The organism is Flintibacter muris (assembly GCF_943192995.1).
In the GTDB taxonomy this organism is placed as follows: Bacteria; Bacillota; Clostridia; order Oscillospirales; family Oscillospiraceae; genus Lawsonibacter; species Lawsonibacter muris.
In genome coordinates, this window is record NZ_CALPCP010000001.1 from 383,332 (window position 1) to 401,986 (window position 18,655).

The 18,655-nt window shown below is 55.3% G+C and carries 18 protein-coding genes, 1 tRNA gene and 1 pseudogene; 4 read left to right on the forward strand and 16 right to left on the reverse strand.

Annotated elements, in window-relative coordinates; all coding sequences use genetic code 11:
* Positions 1-27: 27 nt before the first annotated feature.
* From NFS22_RS02050 to galE, 7 genes are all read right to left on the reverse strand, one after another.
* On the reverse strand, positions 28-882 hold the full coding sequence (locus tag NFS22_RS02050; RefSeq protein WP_251316105.1) for a carbohydrate ABC transporter permease: 855 nt from the start codon (positions 880-882) through the stop codon (positions 28-30).
* Positions 879-1,835, reverse strand: a complete 957-nt coding sequence (locus tag NFS22_RS02055; RefSeq protein ID WP_251316106.1) for a carbohydrate ABC transporter permease — start codon at positions 1,833-1,835, stop codon at positions 879-881. The genes NFS22_RS02050 and NFS22_RS02055 overlap by 4 nt, the downstream gene beginning before the upstream one ends.
* A gap of 152 nt (positions 1,836-1,987) precedes the next feature.
* Positions 1,988-3,289, reverse strand: a complete 1,302-nt coding sequence (locus NFS22_RS02060) for an ABC transporter substrate-binding protein (protein ID WP_251316107.1) — start codon at positions 3,287-3,289, stop codon at positions 1,988-1,990.
* Positions 3,290-3,489: 200 nt separating this feature from the next.
* Complete coding sequence (locus tag NFS22_RS02065; protein ID WP_251316108.1) at positions 3,490-4,341, reverse strand: PocR ligand-binding domain-containing protein; 852 nt, start codon at positions 4,339-4,341, stop codon at positions 3,490-3,492.
* A 17-nt stretch (positions 4,342-4,358) separates the two neighbouring features.
* A complete protein-coding gene (locus tag NFS22_RS02070; protein ID WP_251316109.1) occupies positions 4,359-5,474 on the reverse strand; it encodes a phosphotransferase enzyme family protein in 1,116 nt (371 codons plus the stop codon).
* A gap of 3 nt (positions 5,475-5,477) precedes the next feature.
* Complete coding sequence (locus NFS22_RS02075) at positions 5,478-6,398, reverse strand: nucleotidyltransferase family protein (RefSeq protein ID WP_251316110.1); 921 nt, start codon at positions 6,396-6,398, stop codon at positions 5,478-5,480.
* 126 nt (positions 6,399-6,524) lie between these two features.
* Entirely contained in the window at positions 6,525-7,544 is a 1,020-nt protein-coding gene (gene galE / locus NFS22_RS02080; RefSeq protein ID WP_251316111.1) for a UDP-glucose 4-epimerase GalE, read from the reverse strand.
* A gap of 430 nt (positions 7,545-7,974) precedes the next feature.
* On the opposite strand from galE, the gene NFS22_RS02085 reads away from it, so the two are divergent.
* Both NFS22_RS02085 and NFS22_RS02090 read left to right on the forward strand, forming a co-directional pair.
* On the forward strand, positions 7,975-9,300 hold the full coding sequence (locus tag NFS22_RS02085; protein WP_251316112.1) for a sodium-dependent transporter: 1,326 nt from the start codon (positions 7,975-7,977) through the stop codon (positions 9,298-9,300).
* Between the two features lie 59 nt (positions 9,301-9,359).
* Positions 9,360-10,235, forward strand: coding sequence for an aldose 1-epimerase family protein (locus tag NFS22_RS02090; protein WP_251316113.1), 876 nt, complete (start codon positions 9,360-9,362; stop codon positions 10,233-10,235).
* Positions 10,236-10,324: 89 nt separating this feature from the next.
* On the opposite strand, the gene NFS22_RS02095 is transcribed toward NFS22_RS02090, so the two are convergent.
* Positions 10,325-10,750, reverse strand: coding sequence for a DUF4368 domain-containing protein (locus tag NFS22_RS02095; RefSeq protein WP_251316114.1), 426 nt, complete (start codon positions 10,748-10,750; stop codon positions 10,325-10,327).
* On the opposite strand from NFS22_RS02095, the pseudogene NFS22_RS02100 reads away from it, so the two are divergent.
* Both NFS22_RS02100 and NFS22_RS02105 read left to right on the forward strand, forming a co-directional pair.
* Positions 10,664-10,882, forward strand: a pseudogene (locus tag NFS22_RS02100) (IS5/IS1182 family transposase); the annotation flags it as partial. The gene NFS22_RS02095 and the pseudogene NFS22_RS02100 overlap by 87 nt on opposite strands.
* A gap of 420 nt (positions 10,883-11,302) precedes the next feature.
* Positions 11,303-11,377, forward strand: a tRNA-Thr gene (locus tag NFS22_RS02105).
* Between the two features lie 220 nt (positions 11,378-11,597).
* Here the strand turns inward: NFS22_RS02105 and NFS22_RS23660 are convergent.
* From NFS22_RS23660 to NFS22_RS02140, 8 genes are all read right to left on the reverse strand, one after another.
* A complete protein-coding gene (locus NFS22_RS23660; protein WP_277614732.1) occupies positions 11,598-11,723 on the reverse strand; it encodes a hypothetical protein in 126 nt (41 codons plus the stop codon).
* A gap of 379 nt (positions 11,724-12,102) precedes the next feature.
* Positions 12,103-13,005 carry an NAD-dependent epimerase/dehydratase family protein gene (locus NFS22_RS02110; protein ID WP_251316115.1) on the reverse strand — a complete coding sequence of 301 codons (903 nt, stop codon included), beginning with the start codon at positions 13,003-13,005 and terminating at the stop codon, positions 12,103-12,105.
* Positions 13,006-13,034: 29 nt separating this feature from the next.
* Positions 13,035-14,075 carry a CatB-related O-acetyltransferase gene (locus NFS22_RS02115; protein ID WP_251316116.1) on the reverse strand — a complete coding sequence of 347 codons (1,041 nt, stop codon included), beginning with the start codon at positions 14,073-14,075 and terminating at the stop codon, positions 13,035-13,037.
* Between the two features lie 13 nt (positions 14,076-14,088).
* Positions 14,089-14,646, reverse strand: a complete 558-nt coding sequence (gene rfbC, locus NFS22_RS02120; RefSeq protein WP_251316117.1) for a dTDP-4-dehydrorhamnose 3,5-epimerase — start codon at positions 14,644-14,646, stop codon at positions 14,089-14,091.
* Positions 14,643-15,662: a radical SAM/SPASM domain-containing protein gene (locus NFS22_RS02125; protein WP_251316118.1), complete on the reverse strand. Its 1,020-nt coding sequence runs from the start codon at positions 15,660-15,662 to the stop codon at positions 14,643-14,645. The genes rfbC and NFS22_RS02125 overlap by 4 nt, the downstream gene beginning before the upstream one ends.
* A complete protein-coding gene (locus NFS22_RS02130; protein ID WP_251316119.1) occupies positions 15,655-16,803 on the reverse strand; it encodes a radical SAM/SPASM domain-containing protein in 1,149 nt (382 codons plus the stop codon). Before NFS22_RS02130 ends, NFS22_RS02125 begins: the two co-directional genes overlap by 8 nt.
* Positions 16,686-17,681 (reverse strand): radical SAM/SPASM domain-containing protein, encoded by a 996-nt coding sequence (locus tag NFS22_RS02135; protein WP_251316120.1) that lies wholly within the window; start codon positions 17,679-17,681, stop codon positions 16,686-16,688. The genes NFS22_RS02130 and NFS22_RS02135 overlap by 118 nt, the downstream gene beginning before the upstream one ends.
* A 15-nt stretch (positions 17,682-17,696) precedes the next feature.
* Entirely contained in the window at positions 17,697-18,341 is a 645-nt protein-coding gene (locus NFS22_RS02140) for an FkbM family methyltransferase (RefSeq protein ID WP_251316121.1), read from the reverse strand.
* Positions 18,342-18,655 lie beyond the last annotated feature (314 nt).

Below are 18,655 nucleotides of genomic sequence, written 5' to 3' on the forward strand. Positions count from 1 at the left end.
TTTGCAAGTACTGATATGGATGGAAAATCAGCCCTTCACGCCGCCGGAAGCCAGGCCGCTGACCAGGTTCTTCTCAATGCACATGAAGAGGATGACCACAGGGATAATGGCGAAGATGGAGGCCGCGAAGAGGTACTGCCACTCAATCATGTTATACCCGTTGAAGGTGTTGATGCCCACGGTGAGGGGCTTGAGGGTGTCGGTGGAGATGAGGCACAGGGCCACGGTATACTCGTTCCAGGCGTTGATAAAGATGAAAATCAGGGTGGTGACAATGCCGGGGGCGGCCACGGGGAGAAGGACCCGCAGCATGGACTGGACCCGGTTGCAGCCATCGATGGTGGCGGCCTGTTCCATGTCCGCCGAGATGCCCATAAAGGTGCCCCGCAGCAGCCAGATGGTGAAGGCCTGATTAAAGGCCGCGTTGATGAAAATCAGGCCCCAAATGCTGTCCGTCAGTCCCATTGACAGCATAACCTGATAGATACCCACCAGCAGCACCACCGGGGCGAACATCTGGGAGACGATAACAAAGCCCAAAAAGGCGGTCTGCCCCTTGAACTTCATCCGGGCCAGGGCGTAGGCGGCGGGGATGCCGCACAGCATGGCAATCAGGGTGGAGCCGCCGGCGATAAGCACGGAGTTCATCAGGTACTTTGCCATGGGGGCCCGGCTCCAGATGTCGATAAAGTTGGACCAAAGGGCGTGAATGGGCAGAATGGTTCCATTGGCGGAGAAGATCTCAGTCCGGCTCTTCAAGGCGGTACACAGCATGGAGAAATAGGGGTACAGGGTGATGATGCACACGTCCAGCACCACAAAGTAGAGCAGCAGGCGCAAAATTACCTTTTTCATGGAGACCGGCTTTTTCGTCTGGGTCATAGATCGTCATCTCCTTTCCGCAGGGTGTAGATCATATACACACTGGCGCACATCAGCAGGATGATAAAGCCAATCACCGAAACGGCGGCGGCCTCGCCCGGTTTGCTGTTGTAGAAGGCCAGTTTGTACAGGTAGGTGACCAGAGTGTCGGTGGTGTTGGCCGGGTCGCCCTTGGTCATGGTCCAGATGATGGGGAAGGAGTTGAACACATAGATGATATTCAGCACGGTGGACACCGTCAGAGAGGACTTGACCAGGGGGAGGGTGATGTTGAACAGCTTTTGGAAGTAGCCCGCCCCGTCTACTGTGGCGGCCTCGTAGTAGGAGGCGTCAATGCTTTGCAGTCCGGACAGCACACAGAAGGTGACAAAGGGTATGGTGACAAAGATGCCGCAGGCGATCTCCCAGGTGAAGTAGGCCGCGGGGGTGGGGGTCCAGTTGACGGACTGCTGGATAATGCCCAGCTTGAGCAGCAGGGTGTTCAGGGTGCCGTAATCCTTGTCAATGATGAAGTTCCAGGCGCTGGCCTGAACCACCAGCGTGGTAGCCCAGGGGAAAACCACAATGGCCCGGGCCACCTTGCGTCCGCGGAATTCATTGTTGAGCACCAGGGCCAGCATAAAGCCCAATACAGTGGAGATAACCACCACGGCAATGGTCCACACAATGGTGTTTTTCAGCACCATACTGAAAGCGGAGCTTTTGAGAACGTTGGTGAAATTGGCAAAGTTGTTAAAGCCCTTCAGCTTGCCTGTCCGGCTGACATCGTTCAGGGACCGCTGGAACACAGAGAAAATGGGGGCCAGGATGAAAATGCCCATCAGGATGATGCTGGGGGCGATCCAGATATAGGGCTCTACCCTGCGCAGGGTACGCCCGCGGGCGGGCGTGCTTTTCACAGGGGCGGTTTTAGCGGGGGTGGATTTGGATTGTTTGGGGGCTGCTGCGTTCACGGAGACACCTCCCTATTTTAGTTGGGCTTCCGGCCGTTTTCAAAAGGCGGAAAGAGCCGTCCTTTGAAAACGGCTGGAAGAAGCGGGGGCCGGGCCGTTTTGGCCCGGCCCCCGCGGTTATGTGTGTTTCAGGCTTGGACCGGGGAAGGAAATCAGCCAGCGATCTCGGACTGGAGATTGTCCAGCAGCTCCTTGACGTTGCCGCCCAGCAGAGCCTGCTGCTCCACGTTGATAACGCCCTGCTTCACGTCGTTCCACTTGGCCTGAGCGGTGGGATAGAACTTGCAGGAGCCCACGATCTCAACCCAGGCGGCCATGCGCTCGTCAGCGGCGGCGGCAATCTCGCCGCCGGTCTTGGTGGCGGGCAGGAAGTCTTCCATCAGCACCCACTCAGAGTACCGGGTGTCCTCATAGAAGAAGTCGAAGAACTCCTTGATGGCCTCGATCTTCTCGGCGGAGTGGCCGTTGTCGAAGCACATAAAGCGGTCCATAACGCCGGCGGAGACGGAGGGCTTGCCGTCGTTGGTGGGGATTGAGGCGGTGCCGTAGTTAATAACCTCGCTGGGGTCTTTGTCAACGGCAATGTAGGTGGGGATGGAGTTGGGGCCGATCATCATGGCCAGCTGGCTGTTGCCGAAGAGGTCCTGGAGCTTATAGCGGGTCTCGTTGGCGGGGTCGGTGTTGGTGTAGCCGTCCTTGACCAGGCTGATGGCAAACTCAATGGCCTCCACGTTCTCGTCGCTGTTCAGGGTCCAGTTGCCGGAGGCGTCGGTGAAGTCGCCGCCGTTGTTCCAGATGTAGTAGGCGAAGGCGGCCTGGCCCTCGTCGGTGGTCATGTCGATACCCCAGGGGTAGATGCTGGAGTCGTAGGCCTGGATCTTCTTGCAGGTCTCAACCAGCTCATCCCAGGTGGTGGGGACCTGGGCGCCGGCGGCCTCCAGAATGTCCACATTGTAGTACAGGGCGCGGGCGGAGGCCAGGTCGGGCACGGCCCACACGGTGCCGTCCACCACGGACTGCTCCAGGAAAGCGTCGTAGAACTTGGCGTAGGTCTCCTCAGAGACATACTCCTGGGCGGGCAGCAGCAGGTCGTCGGCCTGGAAATCGGCGAATACGTCGATATTCAGGATGTCGGGGGCGTTGTTGCCGCCGATACGGGTGTTGACCACGGCGTAGATGTCGTTCCAGGACACAACCTCTACGGTGAGGTCGATATTGTCATGGGTGGAGTTGAAGTCGTTCTGGAAGCCGGCCCACCAGTCCTTGGTCTTCTGGCCATACTCGGCGGCGATCACGCTGATAGCGATCTTGTCTCCGCTGTTGGAGGGGGTGCTGGTGCCGGGATTGGAGCCGGGGGTGCTGTTGGCGGGGGTGCTGGTGCCGCCGCCTCCGCCGCAGGCGGCGAGTGCCAGTACCATGGCACTGGCAAGGACGGTCGCAAGAATCTTTTTCATTTTCATTCTCCTTCTTGAATTGATTTTGATCTGCGCGAAATAAGACGTATAGAGATAATTCACAAATACGTCTTTTCAAATCCAATTATACTTGTTCATTGTGCGAATCTATAGTGTGAAACGTACAATTTTTAGAAAAATCGTACGAACCAACGAAAGCTCGTACGATTTTGAAGCGATTCTTGCAAAATATGACAGTTTTATTCGCTGCCCCTGCCCCGCACCTTCTTGCGGAAGGCGCTGGGGGTGGTGCCGGTCATGGAGCGGAAGACCTTTGAGAAGTAGTTGTAGTCGCTGATTCCCACCTCCTCCGCCACAGCGGAGATGGGCATGTTGCTCTGAAGCAGCAGCCGCTTGGCCGCGCCAATGCGCCGCTGGGCAATGAGGTAGGACAGGGTCTGTCCCCCGGACAGCTCCTTGGCCAGGGCGCACAGCTTGGTGCGCCCGATGTGCAGCTGTTTGGAGATAGAGGCCAGTGACAGCTTATCCATGTAGTGCTGGTCCAAAAACAGCTCCAGCCGCTGGGTGTCGGTCTGCTCGGTGGTGAGGATCATGCCCTTGAGGCGGATGTAGGCGGACAGGGCCTCCAGGGTTTCGGCGTAGGCCTGGATCTCCTGCTGGGAGTACTGGAGGAACTGGAAAAAGGCGTCCTTCAAAGCGTCGGGGCCGTCAGGCCACCACTCCAGCAGCGGGCGGGTGCGCTCCCACTGCTCCTCAATGGGGGAGTCGTCCAGATAGCAGCCGAAAATCAGGTAGGCCAGAGGATTTTTCTTGTCGTAAAGGGGCATAACCGCTTCACAGATCCCGGCGTGGCAGCGGTAGAACTGAAAGCCCTTTTCGGCGGTGTAGTTGCGTACCTTCCACATGTCGCAGTCCACACAGCGCTGGTGGCCCTCGGGCAGGTTGTTGATAGCCCGGCAGAAGGAAGGGTGGTCCTTAAACAGGTGAATGTCCCGCCCTTGGGGGTCCAGAATGTTGGCGGTCAGCCCGGTGAGGACGTAGAGGTTGGTGACCAGCTGAAGCAGCTGTTCCTCGTCAAACAGAATGTCCAACCTTGTCTCCTCCTTGTCTATTTGCCTTGGTATTGGTTGACAATGGACTCCAGCTCAGGCCAGTGGGACTCCATATCGGCCACCAGCTTGAACTGGGTGCGGCAGCGGTCCAGATTGTGCTTCTCACGGGCGATATGGAAGTACTCATCCCCCACCAGATAGTCGGTGAGAAAGCGCATCCCGCACTCCAGGGTCATCAGCTTGGCTCCCCAGGGCAGGTAGGCGATCTCCATGTCGGTGAGGGAGCCGCCGGTGCCCTCCAGAAAGGCGGCGGTGTAAACGGCGAACAGGTCTATGTCCAGATTGACCTTGGACAGGTCGGTCTCGTCCTCGGCGGCGTGGTTGGCTCCGAAGCGGATGGAGTCGCCAAAGTCGTAGAGCACCAGGCCGGGCATGACGGTGTCCAGGTCGATAATGCACACGCCCTCGCCGGTGGCCTCGTCCATAAGGACGTTGTTCAGCTTGGTGTCGTTGTGAGTGACCCGCAGGGGCAGCTTGCCCGAGCGCATGGCGTCCAGAGCCACGGAGCAGTCGGCCTCACGGGCCAGGACAAAGTCGATCTCGGGCTTGCATTCCGCCGCCCGGCCCAGCTTGTCGGCCTGGACGGCCTCCTTGAACCTGGCCAGCCGGTCCTCTGTGTTGTGGAAGTTGGGGATGGTCTCGTAGAGGGTGCCGGCGGGGTAGTCCTTCAAAAGCTGCTGGAACCGGCCGAAGGCCCGGCCAGAGGCGGCGAAGAGCTCAGGGGTGTCCGCCGCCTGGTGGCAGACGGTGTGCTCCACAAAGGGGTACAGCCGCCAGGCGCCGTTCTGACTGTCGGTGTAGAAGGACTGGCCGTTTTTGGGGCGGATGACCTCCATGGCCTCACGGCTGCGGTCGCCGCCGTGCTTTTCAATTTCCCTGCCCAAGAACTCGGTTACGCCGATAATGTTCTCCATCAGCTGGTCGGGGCGCTTGAAGGCGGCGGAGCTCATGCGCTGGAGGATGAACCGGCGGCAGCAGGTGTTTTCCGGCTGGGTGTGGACCACAAAGGTGTCATTGATATGGCCGCAGCCGTACCGGATGGCGCCCACCACAGGGGCGCCGAAATCAAAGGCCTCCAGTACCTCCTGAAGGGTCTGTTCTGCCTGAACCATGGCTCACACCTCCCACAGCCGGTCGGGATAGAGCCCCGCCGCGGTCTTTTCGGCGATAGCGGCCACCACTGTGGGCTTATCCTCCCGGTAGGTGACGCCGTACCACTTGTCGGCGCTGCGCAGCACCTTTACCCGGGCCTTGCCCTCGTCGATAAGCTGGCTGACCACCGTGGGCAGGAAGTACTCCCCCTTCTCCGGGTTTTCCGCCAGGGTTTTATCCAAAAAGGCGGGGAAGCGGGCCAGGGCCTCGTCTAAAAAGCTGCGGTTGAAGCCCCACATGTTCATGGACACAATGGTGTTTTCGTCCAGCTGGGTCCAGGTGGCCCCGTCGTCCTCGGTGAAGCGGGGGGGCGGACCCTTCTCGATCTTGGTGCGCTCCACCACCTGGGCAAGGTAGTGGTCCTCCGTCTCCTCGCACACCCCTCGGGCCACAGTACCGTTCTCGGTGACGGTGTTTTTTACCAGATAGCCCACCATGACATACTCGTAGACGTCCCCATCGGGGTGGGCGGAGAGGTACTGGTAAATCTCCTGAAAGGCCTCGGGGCCGTAGTAGTCGTCGGCGTTAATGACGGCGAAGGGGCCGTCCACAATTTTCCGGGCGGCCAGGGCGGCGTGGGCGGTGCCCCAGGGCTTGGTCCGCCCGGCGGGGACGGTGTACCCCTCAGGCAGATCCTCCTTGAGCTGATAGGCGTACTTCACGTCCATCACCTGAGACACCCTGTCGCCAATGGCGGCCTTGAAATCGGCCTCGATTTCCGGCTTGATGATAAAAATCACTGTCTCAAAGCCGGCCCGCTTGGCGTCGTAGATGGAGTAGTCGATAATAAGCTGGCCGTGGTTCCCCACCGGGTCCAGCTGCTTGAGGCCGCCGTACCGGCTTCCCATACCGGCGGCCATGATGACAAGAACGGGTTTGTTCACTGTTATCCTCCTAAATATTTGTTTTGGTGTATGCACACTGTGCGCAGGGCGGGACGACTCGGCCCGCCGTAATTGAATCGCGCTGAAGGGCGGCGCGCCGAGGCCGTCGCGCCCTGCACAGAGGTCTTATCCCTTGTACCCGTTGGGATTCATGGACTGCCACTTCCAGGAGGAGGCGCACATCTCCTCAATGCCCAGCTGGGCCTGCCAGCCCAGCTCCTCCCGGGCCTTGGCGGGGTCGGCGTAGCAGGCGGCGATATCGCCGGGGCGGCGGGGGTCGATCACGTGGGGCAGGTCGTGGCCGCAGGCCTTCTCATAGGCGTGGAGCACGTCCAGCACGGAGTAGCCGTTGCCGGTGCCCAGGTTGCACACGAACAGGCCGCAGTTGGCAGCCAGCTTTTTCAAGGCGGCCACGTGGCCCTTTGCCAGATCTACCACATGGATATAGTCCCGCACGCCGGTGCCGTCAGGGGTGGGGTAGTCGTTGCCGTAGACGTGGACCTTCTCCAGCTGGCCCACCGCCACCTTGGCAATATAGGGGACCAGGTTGTTGGGAATACCGTTGGGGTCCTCGCCAATCAGGCCGCTGTCGTGGGCGCCAATGGGGTTGAAATAGCGCAGCAGGGCCACGTTGAGCTCCGGATCGGCGGCGCAGATGTCCATAAGCATCTGTTCCTGGAACAGCTTGGAGGTGCCGTAGGGGTTGGTGGTGCCGCCGGTGGGGAAGTCCTCCCGGATAGGAACGGTGGCGGGGTCGCCATACACCGTGGCGGAGGAGGAGAAGACAAAGTTCTTCACCCCATGGCGGCGCATGGCCTGGAGCAGATAGAGGGTGCTGATGAGGTTGTTGGAGTAGTACTCCAGGGGCTTGGCCACGCTCTCGCCCACAGCCTTCAGCCCGGCGAAGTGGATGACCGCGTCGATATCCGGATACCGGGCGAAAAGGGCCTCCACCTCCTGCTCATCACACAACTCAGTCTTGACAAAGGGGACTTCCTTCCCCGTGATCTTCGCCACCCGGCGGAGAGATTCCTCGCTGGAGTTGTACAGGTTGTCCGCCACAACAATGTCGTAGCCCGCCTGGATAAGCTCCACACAGGTATGGCTGCCGATATAGCCGGCTCCGCCGCAGACCAGAATAGACATAAAAACCGCTCCTTTATATAAAAAATAATACTGCTCCTTTGGTATTCCCATTGTAGCGCCTGAACAGGAAAAAGGAAAGAGACGATTTCACCAATAATCTGGAATATCGTCCATTGTTTTGACTATTTTTATATTTACAGCAAGCTTCAAAATCGCTGACACCGAAGCCGCAGGGGCGGCCTGGGCCGTCTGCAGAAACAATGGCCCCGCCTATACAGGCGGGCGGCCAAAGGCTGCCCCTGCAAATCATCTGTAGGGGTCGGCCCCTGGCCGACCCGTTTTCCAGGATTTTTGACGTTTGCTATAGACACCTGTAAAACCCCACTCTGGTAAATTTTCGGTTTTGGCTCTGATTTATTCGTTGCTTTTTTGTGCAGATTATATTATACTCGGTCTGTAGAAAGAAACACAGTGAGGATGAGGAGATTTTATGGATACAAAAAAGCATAGATTTTCCAGCGGCTGGGGCTTTGTCCTCTCGGCGGTGGGCTCCGCCGTGGGCATGGCCAATGTATGGGGCTTTCCGGCCAAGATGGGCAGCAACGGCGGCGGGGCCTTTCTGCTGGCCTACCTGTTTTTTATCATGCTGTTCGGCACGGTGGGCCTGTCCGCTGAGTACGCCGTGGGCCGCCGGGCCCACACAGGCACCCTGGGCTCCTACCGGATGGCCTGGTCCAGCCGCAAAAAGGAGCTGGGAACCGCCGGAGCCACCCTGGGCTGGCTGCCCCTGGCCGGGTCCATGTGTATCGCCATTGGCTACGCCGTTATCATCGCCTATGTGCTGAAAGCCTTTGCCGCCTCGGCGGGCGGGTCGCTGATGACGGTGGACACCGGTGCCTGGTTTGACTCCTTCTCTTTGGCGGACTACTCTGTGGTCCCCTTCCATGTTGTTGTGGTGGTGGGCACCCTGCTCACCCTGCTGCTGGGGGCCAAAAGCATTGAGCGGACCAACAAGGTGATGATGCCTGTGTTTTTTATCATTTTCCTGATCCTGGCCGTCCGGGTGGCCTTTCTCCCTGGGGCGGCTGAGGGCTACCGATATATGTTTACCCCCCGCTGGGCCGATCTGCTGGACCCCATGGTGTGGATCTGGGCCATGGGCCAGGCCTTCTTCTCCCTGTCCATCACGGGCAGCGGCATGATTGTCTACGGGGCCTACCTCAACTCTGAGGAGGATGTGGTCTCCCTGGCCAAGCAGACCGCCCTGTTTGACACCATTGCCGCTCTGGTGGCCGCCCTGGTGATTATTCCCGCCTGCTTTGCCTACGGGCTGGACGTGGGGGCCGGTCCCTCCCTGCTTTTTGTCACCCTGCCCCGGATTTTGCAGGACATCCCCCTGGGCCGGCTGTTCGCGGTGATCCTGTATACTGCCATGGTCTTTGCCGGGGTGAGCTCCCTGCAAAACATGTTTGAGGCGGTGGGCGAGTCTCTGCTTCACCGCTTCCCCAGGCTGAACCGGAAGGCCATGCTGGCTTTGCTGTGCGTCATCTGCCTGGGCATTGGCCTGAACATGGAGCCCATTTTCAAGTGGGGCCCTTGGATGGATATCGTATCCATCTATATCATCCCAATCGGAGCCACCCTGGGGGCGCTGTCCTGGTTCTGGATTATGAAAAAGGATGAGCTGATGGAGGAGATCAACCGGGGGGCGAAAAAGCCCTCTGGCCTGATGTGGTACAGCTTGGGGCGGTATCTGTACGTCCCCTGCGCTGTCATTTTGTGCTGCGTGGCGCTGTTTTTAAAGGTGGCGTTTTAAGCTCCCCTCTCTAGAGGGAGCTGTGTGTGGATCATTTTTGGAGATGGAGGTATTCTGTTGTGACATTTGAACTGAAAAAAGGCGATTTGCGGGCCGTGGCCCAGACAAAGGGCGGGGAGCTGGTCTCCTTCCGGGACGGGGACGGCCTGGAATATATCTGGGAGGGGGACCCCGCCTTCTGGTCGGGACAGAACCCCATTCTGTTTCCCATAGTGGGCTCGCTGAAGGACGGTAAGATCGACATTGGAGGCAGGACCTTTGAGATGGCCCGCCATGGCTTTGCCCGAAGGATGGAATTTTCTCCTGTGGAACAGGGGGAGGACTTTGTTGCCCTGGAGCTGCGGGAGAGCGGGGAGACCCTGGAGCGCTACCCCTTCCCCTTCTCTCTGAAAGCAACCCACCGGTTGCTGGATGATGGATTTTCCACCACCTTTACCATAGCCAACACGGGAGACAACCACATGCCCTTCTGCATTGGGGGTCACACCGCCATCCGCTGTCCTCTCCGGGAGGGGGAGCGGTTTGAGGACTACGAGCTCCTTTTTGAGGAGCCCGAGCATGCGGACAGTCATCTGCTGAACGCCGGCGGCATCATCCGCCACAACGGCCGCAGGCCCATGCTGAATGAGAGCGGAATGCTCCCTCTGGACTACGGCAGCTTTGCTGAGATGGACACCATTATTTTTTCTATGCTGCGTTCAGGAAAGGTCTCCCTCCTCCACCGGGAGAGCGGGCGGGGTGTGTGCCTGGACTTCCACGAGTTCCCCATGGTGGCTTTCTGGACCAATCCGGGGGCGCCCTACCTGTGCCTGGAGCCCTGGCAGGGCTGCGCTGCTTACGACAACGAGAGCGGAAAGTTTGAGGATAAGCCCTTCTGCGCCATCCTGGCACCCGGCAAGGAGAAAACCTTGACATATTCCTTCCACATTGGGTAGCTTCCCTAAAGCGAAAAAAGTCCCCCCTTGAGGGGGCGTCTGATAAAGAAGTTTTCTTTGTTGGGTGGCAACCGCATGATACTATGGTGTCATGCGGTTGTTTTTTTACTATACCGGCTAAATTCCGGGGAAAAATCTATCTTGCCAATGAAGTTATAGTGTATGTCGATGCGCTGAACACGGTGGCCGCTGGACTTATCGGGAGCATGGACAACGATTTTCTCCACAAACTCCCGCAAAAGGGCCGGGGTCAGCTCGGTGGGCTGGGTGTACTTTTTTACAATCTTCAGAAAGCTCTGGACATCGACCGCCTGCGCTCGGGCGGCGTGTACGATAGAGGACAGATCCTCTATGGACTGTTTCAGCGCCGCTTGCTCTTGTCCGTAGCCCTCGGACAGCTTGGCAATGATATCCTGTCCTATGCGGTTTTGGCAGGGATGGAACCCGTGATTCCGCCGAAGAAGAATCGGAAAGAACAGCGTGACTACGATAAATATCTCTATAAGCTGCGTCACTTGGTAGAAAACTGCTTTCTATCCCTGAAACGTTGGAGGGGCATTGCCACTCGCAGCGCCAAAACCTCAGATGCTTTTATCGCTGCGGTACACGTTCGCTGTATCGCTATTTGGGGCGCTATTTGTGTCTAACTTGGGTAGACATTATCTAAGCAATCTTCAAAATGCCGGCATCGGTATGGCCGTTTGCACCACTCGCCATATTTTACAGCAGCATCCAAGTAACCCCGCCAGCTTTTTGCTGTAGACTGTCTGCCCCTATCGGCCTCTTCTGTTTGTTGCAACTTCTTACACTTCTGAGTAATTTCGTATTTCAGACTTCCCATTGTATTAAGGACTCCATTATTGCGTTAAAATTCTTTACTCGTCACGACATTCCGCATAATTATTTTTAATGCTTGTTGTCCTGCAGAACAATGTTTCTGGCTTGACAAATGGGCTTTTGTGGTGTAAGATATGCAAGTATCTTGATAATAATAGACATGCTGGTGTAGTTCGATCGGTAGAGTAGTTGATTCGTAATTACCAGACCGGGCAAAGACAATCAAATACGCTGATGTGGCTCAATGGCAGAGCATCTCACTCGTAATGAGAAGGTTGTGGGTTCGATTCCCACCATCAGCTCCAATAATCCCTGAATATCGGCTGATATTTGGGGATTGTTGTATTTTTACGCCTACTTTCATTTTTACTGGCTTGTGTCGTTTTGAAGCTGCTGTTGCCGCTTGTTTTTTAGCCCAGAGTCAGTCAAGACCCACAGCCTGACCCACACGGGGAAATATCCGGAAACAACGCAAGAGCGCCGGACGTAAAATCCGGCACTCCTGCTGTGTGTCGATTCTGTTTTTTACATTACCTGTGTCATAAAGCTGCCCATGGTCCGGGCGGCCTCATCCTGCTTCTGACGGGGGGCATGGGTGTAGGTGCGGAGGGTGAACCCGGCGTCGTAGTGGTCCAGCATAAGCTCTGCCACTTCGTCTACATCATCCTGGGCAAATCGTTCACATAGACGCTCATAGCAAATAGCTTCATCAACTTCTCTCCTACACTCGAACTATCTATCAATCCTGTCTCTGGCTGGAAACCTGATGGAAGGATAGATAGAGCTGTATAGATAAAATCAGTTTGATTTGATTCAGTATAATTTGCTTCTGCTTTTCGGAACTCTTGACTTCCGCTTTTGAGAAGTCTTGACTTCCGAGAATCGAAAATCTGGGAATGGCCTGTGGCACAGCGGGTTGAGGTGGTCTCTTTCGAGTAGTGAACCGCTTGACATAGATTTTGCGGGACGGCCTTGTCCCTGTTTCACGCGCTCGATCAGGCCCAAACCGTTTCCCATCACATTCATTTGACTACGCCCCGTCGTTCACATCTCTTTCCACCAGACGCTTTAAGCCATTCCGTAAAGGGACTTCTGCCTTCCATTCGGGCAAATTTGGATATATGCGGACAGCCTTTTTCATTTCCCGTTCCGCCGGCTGGCGCTCCCCCCAGCCGGCGTTTAAAGTCAAATTGTTGACTTGCAGCATTTTTTCAACAGTTTCCCGTAATGTCAGAGGACAATTCGGTACAATTTGAAATATGCTGTTCTGATATTTTCCTTGCAAAAGCTGCTCTCCCGCCAAACGAAACGCAGAAACCACATCGTCAATATACACCACGTCATAGTCCTGCTCCCCAGTGGAGAGGGCCATTTTTTCTCCCGACTGTGCCGCCTTCCGGATTAAGTTCAGAATCTTGGGCCGGTGATCTCCGGGGCCATAGGTATCAGACAGGACCAGGGTCACTGTACGTAACAGCCCGGCGTCCACATAGTAGGCCAGCAAATCGGAAAAGGCCTGTTTTGTAGCAGCATAGAGATTGACAGGCCGGTATTCCTCCCCTTGATAGTGCGCCATCACTGTGGAAGCATAGACCAAAGCGGGTACAGCGTGCTCCGACATAGCCTCCAGCAGGTGGAGGCCCATACTGATGTTGGAATCCAGCAGCTTTTGGATGTGCTCCGCGCTGTGTCCTCCGGTGTAGTACGTCGCCAGATGGTACACAAGGTCGGGCTGGCATGCCTCCAGTGCGGCGTTCATGCTGTCATAGGTGCCGTCATAGCGGAACATCTCTATTTGAGGCGCAATGTCCGAGATGTACTCCAGATTCAGCGGCTCCCGAACCAGTCCGCAGACCTCCCAGTCAGGCAAAAGCTTTTGCGCCAAACGGGAGCCGATATAACCAGTGATGCCAGTGATTAAGACACGTTTCATAGCGTTTCCTCACGTTTCTGTACCGGATGTTATGCGTGGAAAATGGGGTCATCGGTGCCATAAAGTATTTTTGTCTGGCAGAGATCGGCCAGGCAGGTACGCAACACAGTGTCCTTGCTGCGTGTGGTGACAAAATAATCCGCCAACTGAAACAGGGCGTATTCTTCCAACGTCTCCCCGGTCTGTAAAATCACATCACAGTCACAATTCTCATACCGCCGTAAGATTCTCTGAATCAAGTTGAGATTTTCCGGTGTGCTGTCCTTAGCGGACAGATAAATTAACAGTGCCAGATCAGGCCGGTTTTTCGTAAAGTACTGCTCGAATATTCTGGGATAAAGAGGATATGCGTCCGAAAAATCCGGAATTACCAGAACTGTCTTCGGAGGGTGGATAGTTTCGCATGCCAATGTCCGGGGGGGGGGGACAGTTGTGGGCCCTTGTATCCGCTGCTCTGCCTCTGGCAGATATTTTGCAACAAACTCCGGTACGGGCAGCAAAAAATCCTCCTGCCGCAGCCGCTGGGTCTGAGGGTCCCAATCCCACCAGGCAATTTTTTGCAATGCGTCAATGATATCGCTATCAAACCGGTAGCGGAGGATTTTGGCGGGATTTCCCCCCACAATGGCATAGGGTGGCACATCCTTTGTGACGACAGCGTCCGCTGCAACAACACAGCCGTTGTGAAGGGTCACTCCAGCCATAACGGTTGCGCCATGGCCGACCCAGACGTCGTTTTGAAGGATAATAGAACCTTTCCGCGGCGCTCTGCTGTGCGAAGGGGATTTTGAAAGAAAGGATACTGCTCCCTGGCAGACCGAGGCATAATCGTGGTTCAGGTCGATCATAAATGTGATGGACTCGGCCAGGGAGCAGCCCTTTCCAATGGCGATGCAGTGCCGTCCGCCCGCCGGGTCAAAGTTAATGCCGCTTTGTACCTCAACGCCAACAAGGTAGCTGTCCCGATCGACAGACAGGAAGGGGAAGCTGCTGAGCGGTCCCTGTGAATTGATGGTAACACAGGTATAATCGCTGATCTGGTTGGGAGAAATCGTCAGTTTCTGTATCATTCTGCGCTCCTGTTCACATGGACGCCCGATATTCCGCCAGCGTGGGCAAGGCGGCGTCCTTTTCTGAAATAATCGTCTGCTCCACCCGGTCCAGCGGCCAGCTGACGGCCAGCTGGGGATCATCCCAGCAGATGCCGCCGTCCGACTCCGGGTCATAACGGTCGCCGCACAGATAGCTGAACAGGGTGTCATCCTCCAGGGCTAAGAAACCGTGAGCAAAGCCTTTGGGTATGTAGAGCAGTTGGTGGTTTTCTGCGGTCAGATAGAAGCCCGCCCATTTGCCGAAGGTCTCTGATCCTGGGCGCAAATCCACCGCCACATCGTAAACCGCGCCGTGAAGAACCTGCACCAGCTTGTCCTGACTGTGCCGGCGCTGGAAGTGGAGGCCGCGCAATACACCCTTCCTGGAACAGGAGCGCAGCTCCTCCCAAGGGGCCAGATTGATACCATGCTCCGCGAAAATAGTTTTTTCAAAGGTTTTGGAGAGGTATCCCCGCTCGTCAGGGGCATAAAAAGGTTTAATTCGCAGCAATCCCAAAATCTCGGTTTTTTGAAATAAAAACTGTGTCATTGCGGCATTTCCTCCAGCTTCTGCATAATAGCCGCCCGGTCCTCATCCAGAGAATCACTCTCATGCTGCACATCATTCGGCGCACAGCATTTACTGCAGGCCGGATGGGTATCCCGTTCACAGTTTAGCTGCATTTTCCAAAACTCTAACAGTGAACTGGACCGCCACATATCCACTAAATCTCCTGTATGCACATTTCCTAACGGATTCGCCCGATAAATTGCGTCACATGGGGCAACATCGCCATCGGGCCATACGCTGAGCATGTAAAAGGGCTGTGCACAAACACGGCGATCCTCGTGCCGCTTTCCATATCGGTCCTCTGACAGGTCCCGCTCCTGCTCCGTGTACTCTACGCCGCTATATACCGGTTTTACCTTGTCGATATACATTCTGTCCGTACAGTTTGCAAAAATCCGGTAGAATTCCTGATTCTCTTCACCGCTCAGCGTAACGTCCATTGTTTTGACAAAAAGCTTGCACTGGCCCCGAATCTGATAAAAGTATTGAAGCTGTGCCAGCATCTTTTCAAATGGGATCGCATTCCCGCATGTTCTGCGATAGCTCTCCGTAGAAATCCCCTGCAGTGAAACCCGAAGGACATCCAGTCCCGCGCTCACAAGGGCCTGGGCTGTGCGGGCTGTAAGCAGGGAAGCGTTTGTAATGATATCCACACGCTCGGCAATGCCCGCTTGCTTTACGCGCTGGACCATTTCCGGCAAGTCCGGATTGCACAGCGGCTCGCCGTGCCCCATAAAAGAAACCAGCTTGTATGGCCTGGTGAACCCTTTGCTCTGCTCGATCACTCGATCCAGAGTATCCAGGGTCATCATCTCTCCATTCATTTGGTATTCCTGGGCTAATACCGCGCCTCCCCGGCTTTGCGCGCAGTAGTTGCATCGGAAATTACAGAGATTGGATGGAAAAAGATTTAATGTGAAGGGCGCTTCCAGCGGAACGGCTTCTGCCAGCTTCACCCGCCCGTCCACTCCGGAAAACGGCTTGATCTCAGACATACCCTCTCTCCTCAACCTTCTTTAAAATTTGCTCCCGCTCCAGGTCCAGATTGTCCTCCGGCGGTGTAAAGCACTGGTAGGCGGTGCAGCGTCCGCAAACCGGATGTTCGCTCCGCTTTCCTTTTAAGTTCTGCGTCCACAAATCGTACAGCTTCTTTCCATGCCAAATATGCTTCAAGGTATCCTGAAACATATTTCCCACGGATAACTCAAGGGGAAGTCCAAGCGGACAGCAGGGAAACACATTTCCATTGGCGTCGATTTGCAGCATATAAAAAGGATATGGACATGCGATGCGGTCTTCTGCTTTTTCCTGAAACATTGTCCGGCTTGTGTCAATAGATAACCCTTCATATTTTTCTGCCATACTGAGCTGTACTTCCACCAAATGCTCCACAAAAATCGTGTCACACAAATCTCCGAACATCTGATAGAATACCTGTTCATCCTCCGGGTGTTCCAGACAGCTGTCAATAATCTTGATATTCAGTTTGCAATTTCCCTTATTGTGATAAAAATATTCAATATTTCTAAACAGCTGGTCATAATCAATCTTAACCCCGGAGACCTCCCTGTATTTTTCCGCAGTCAGCCCCTGTAAGGAAATCCGCAAATTGTTCAGTCCGGCCGCAATCAGCTGGTCAGTTTTTTCCGGCGTAAGCAAGTATCCGTTGGTAATAATGTCATAGGTTTCCGCCGACTGCGCCTGGGACAGGAGGCGGATCATTTTCGGCAGTTCAGGATAAAGCAGAGACTCCCCCAGACCCGTAAACGAAATCATTTTCAGCGGTTCTGTAAATTCCTTTACCTGTTCGACCAGTCGAGGCAGATATTCCACCGGAAAATCCGTTTCCGTCAGGCCGGCCTTCTGCTTTCCCACCGCACCCAGCCCATGCGTACAATAGTGGCATCGAAAGTTGCACCGATGTGTCGGCGCGATATGGAGCGCAAACGGAGTGCTCAAGGGAACCAGCTCCGCCAATTTTTGACGGTTGTGGTTATACCCCGCCTGTATGTTTGCCTTCATTGAGCCTCCTCCTTTTCCAGCAGCGTTTTGTATGCCAGTTTCAGTTCCGACTCGCAGCCATCCAGATAATCGCCCTCCTGCAAACCAAACGCTGGAACTGCACAGGAATCGCAAACCGGAATCCCGCCTGCTCCCTCCAGCTGACGCAGCAGGAAGCGTATTTGCTGAGAAGAGTGCCAGAGCTCTGTAAAATCATCTGTCTTTATATTTCCAAGCACTGCGGGCGGCTGTGTGGCGCAGCAGGGAACTACATCACCGTTTGGATACAATATCATCATATAAAAGGGCATGGAGCAGACATTTGAGCGCTGTCTGTTCCCCTGTTTGCAGTTTCCGGAAAGCTGACCCAGGTCAATTTCCGGCACAAAGGGAATTGCGTATTCGATGGCATGTACATCCGACGCCTCCCGGCACAGAGCTTCAAAACGTTCTTCCGCTCCCTGCAATGCGAGATCAATGATTTTGATGTAGACCTCTGTGTCTGTCTTATGCTGATAAAAATATCGTATCTGCTCCCAAAACGCGTCAAAATCCAGCTCGACGCCCGAAATAGTTTGATACTGCTGTGCGGTCACCCCTTGAAGGGAAATGCGCAGCCGGTCCAGTCCCGCCGCAATCAAGGCATCGGACAACTTATGGGTCAGCATTGAGGCATTGGTCACAATTTCAATTCGATCCGCAATCCGCTTCTCTTTGGCCAGTGCGACCATGGCCGATATATCCGGATGCAGCAGCGGCTCGCCGTGCCCCGCAAAAATCAGTGCCTTCAGATGCCATCCCCGGGCTGACATATCCTGAATTGCCTTTTGGTAGACTGCGAAGTCCATAAACTGCTTTTGGAAGCCTTTCGCCTCCAGACTTTCGGAACTCAGGTTGTGCAGACAATATTGACACTTGAAATTGCAGAAAAACGATGGAAAAATATGTACCGACAACGGCGCTGGCAACGGCAGGCATTGGTGCAGCTGCATCCGTTCCATATTGCATTTCATGCTTTCCTCTTCCTCCTATACACTGGCATAAAGCACAGTTTCCATGGTATACGCATTATAGCTGCGCAGGTAAAAGCGATAGCCAAGTTTCCAGCTGTCAAGCAGCAGGGGAATGTCCCAAATATGATTGATCGCATGATAAACGCAAACAGCAAGATCAGGCCGGTCCGCCCGTATCAGCTCCTGCGCCCCCTGAAGCGCCAGCAACTCAGCACCTTCAATATCCATTTTGAGCATCGTCGGATGAAAATCCGGAATTGCCTGATCCAGAGAAACTGTCTGTACCACGCTCTCCCCGGCAGCCGACAGGCTGCCCGATCCAGTTCCCGCAGCAAATCGGAGCTGCTCTGCCGTCTGACTTACGGCGCAGGGAAAACAGAGCCTCTGACCGATTTTTTCCTTTAGACTGGCGGTATTTTCCACCATTTTGATGTAGTTCCGAGAGTCCGGCTCAAACACAGCGCAGGCCTCCACCGCACCCTTGCGGTCTGTCAGGCAGGTTACCGTATCGCCGGTATAGCCGCCGCAGTCCACAAAACGCATATAACCCTTGGACAGCGGAATATCCGGCGGAAAATACTGCTCCCACATCGGACTTTCCAGCTCGGCACAACCTGTGTAATCCCTGGTCCAATGGCTATATACAATCTTGTCGTACAATGTCCGGCTGAAATCCTCACGAAACAGCTCCCGCGCAGATTGGATCTTCTCACGCCTGTTTTTAAAGTAGACAGGCTCCTCAATCCCATCGTCCGGCTGGACCAGAAGTACCCGGAGAGACTGTCCCTCAACAATAAAACGATAGCCAAGCCCTTTTAGCCATGAGAGGACCTCCCGCCTTTGCTCCCGGTCCATCACAATGCAGAACAAAACTGTACCGCTTCTGAATTCAAGCGGTGCGCTTTGTGCAGTGTAAACCGGAACTCCCTCCCGCTGCTGGATTTGTTCCGCATTTTGATCCAGAAATGCCCTCG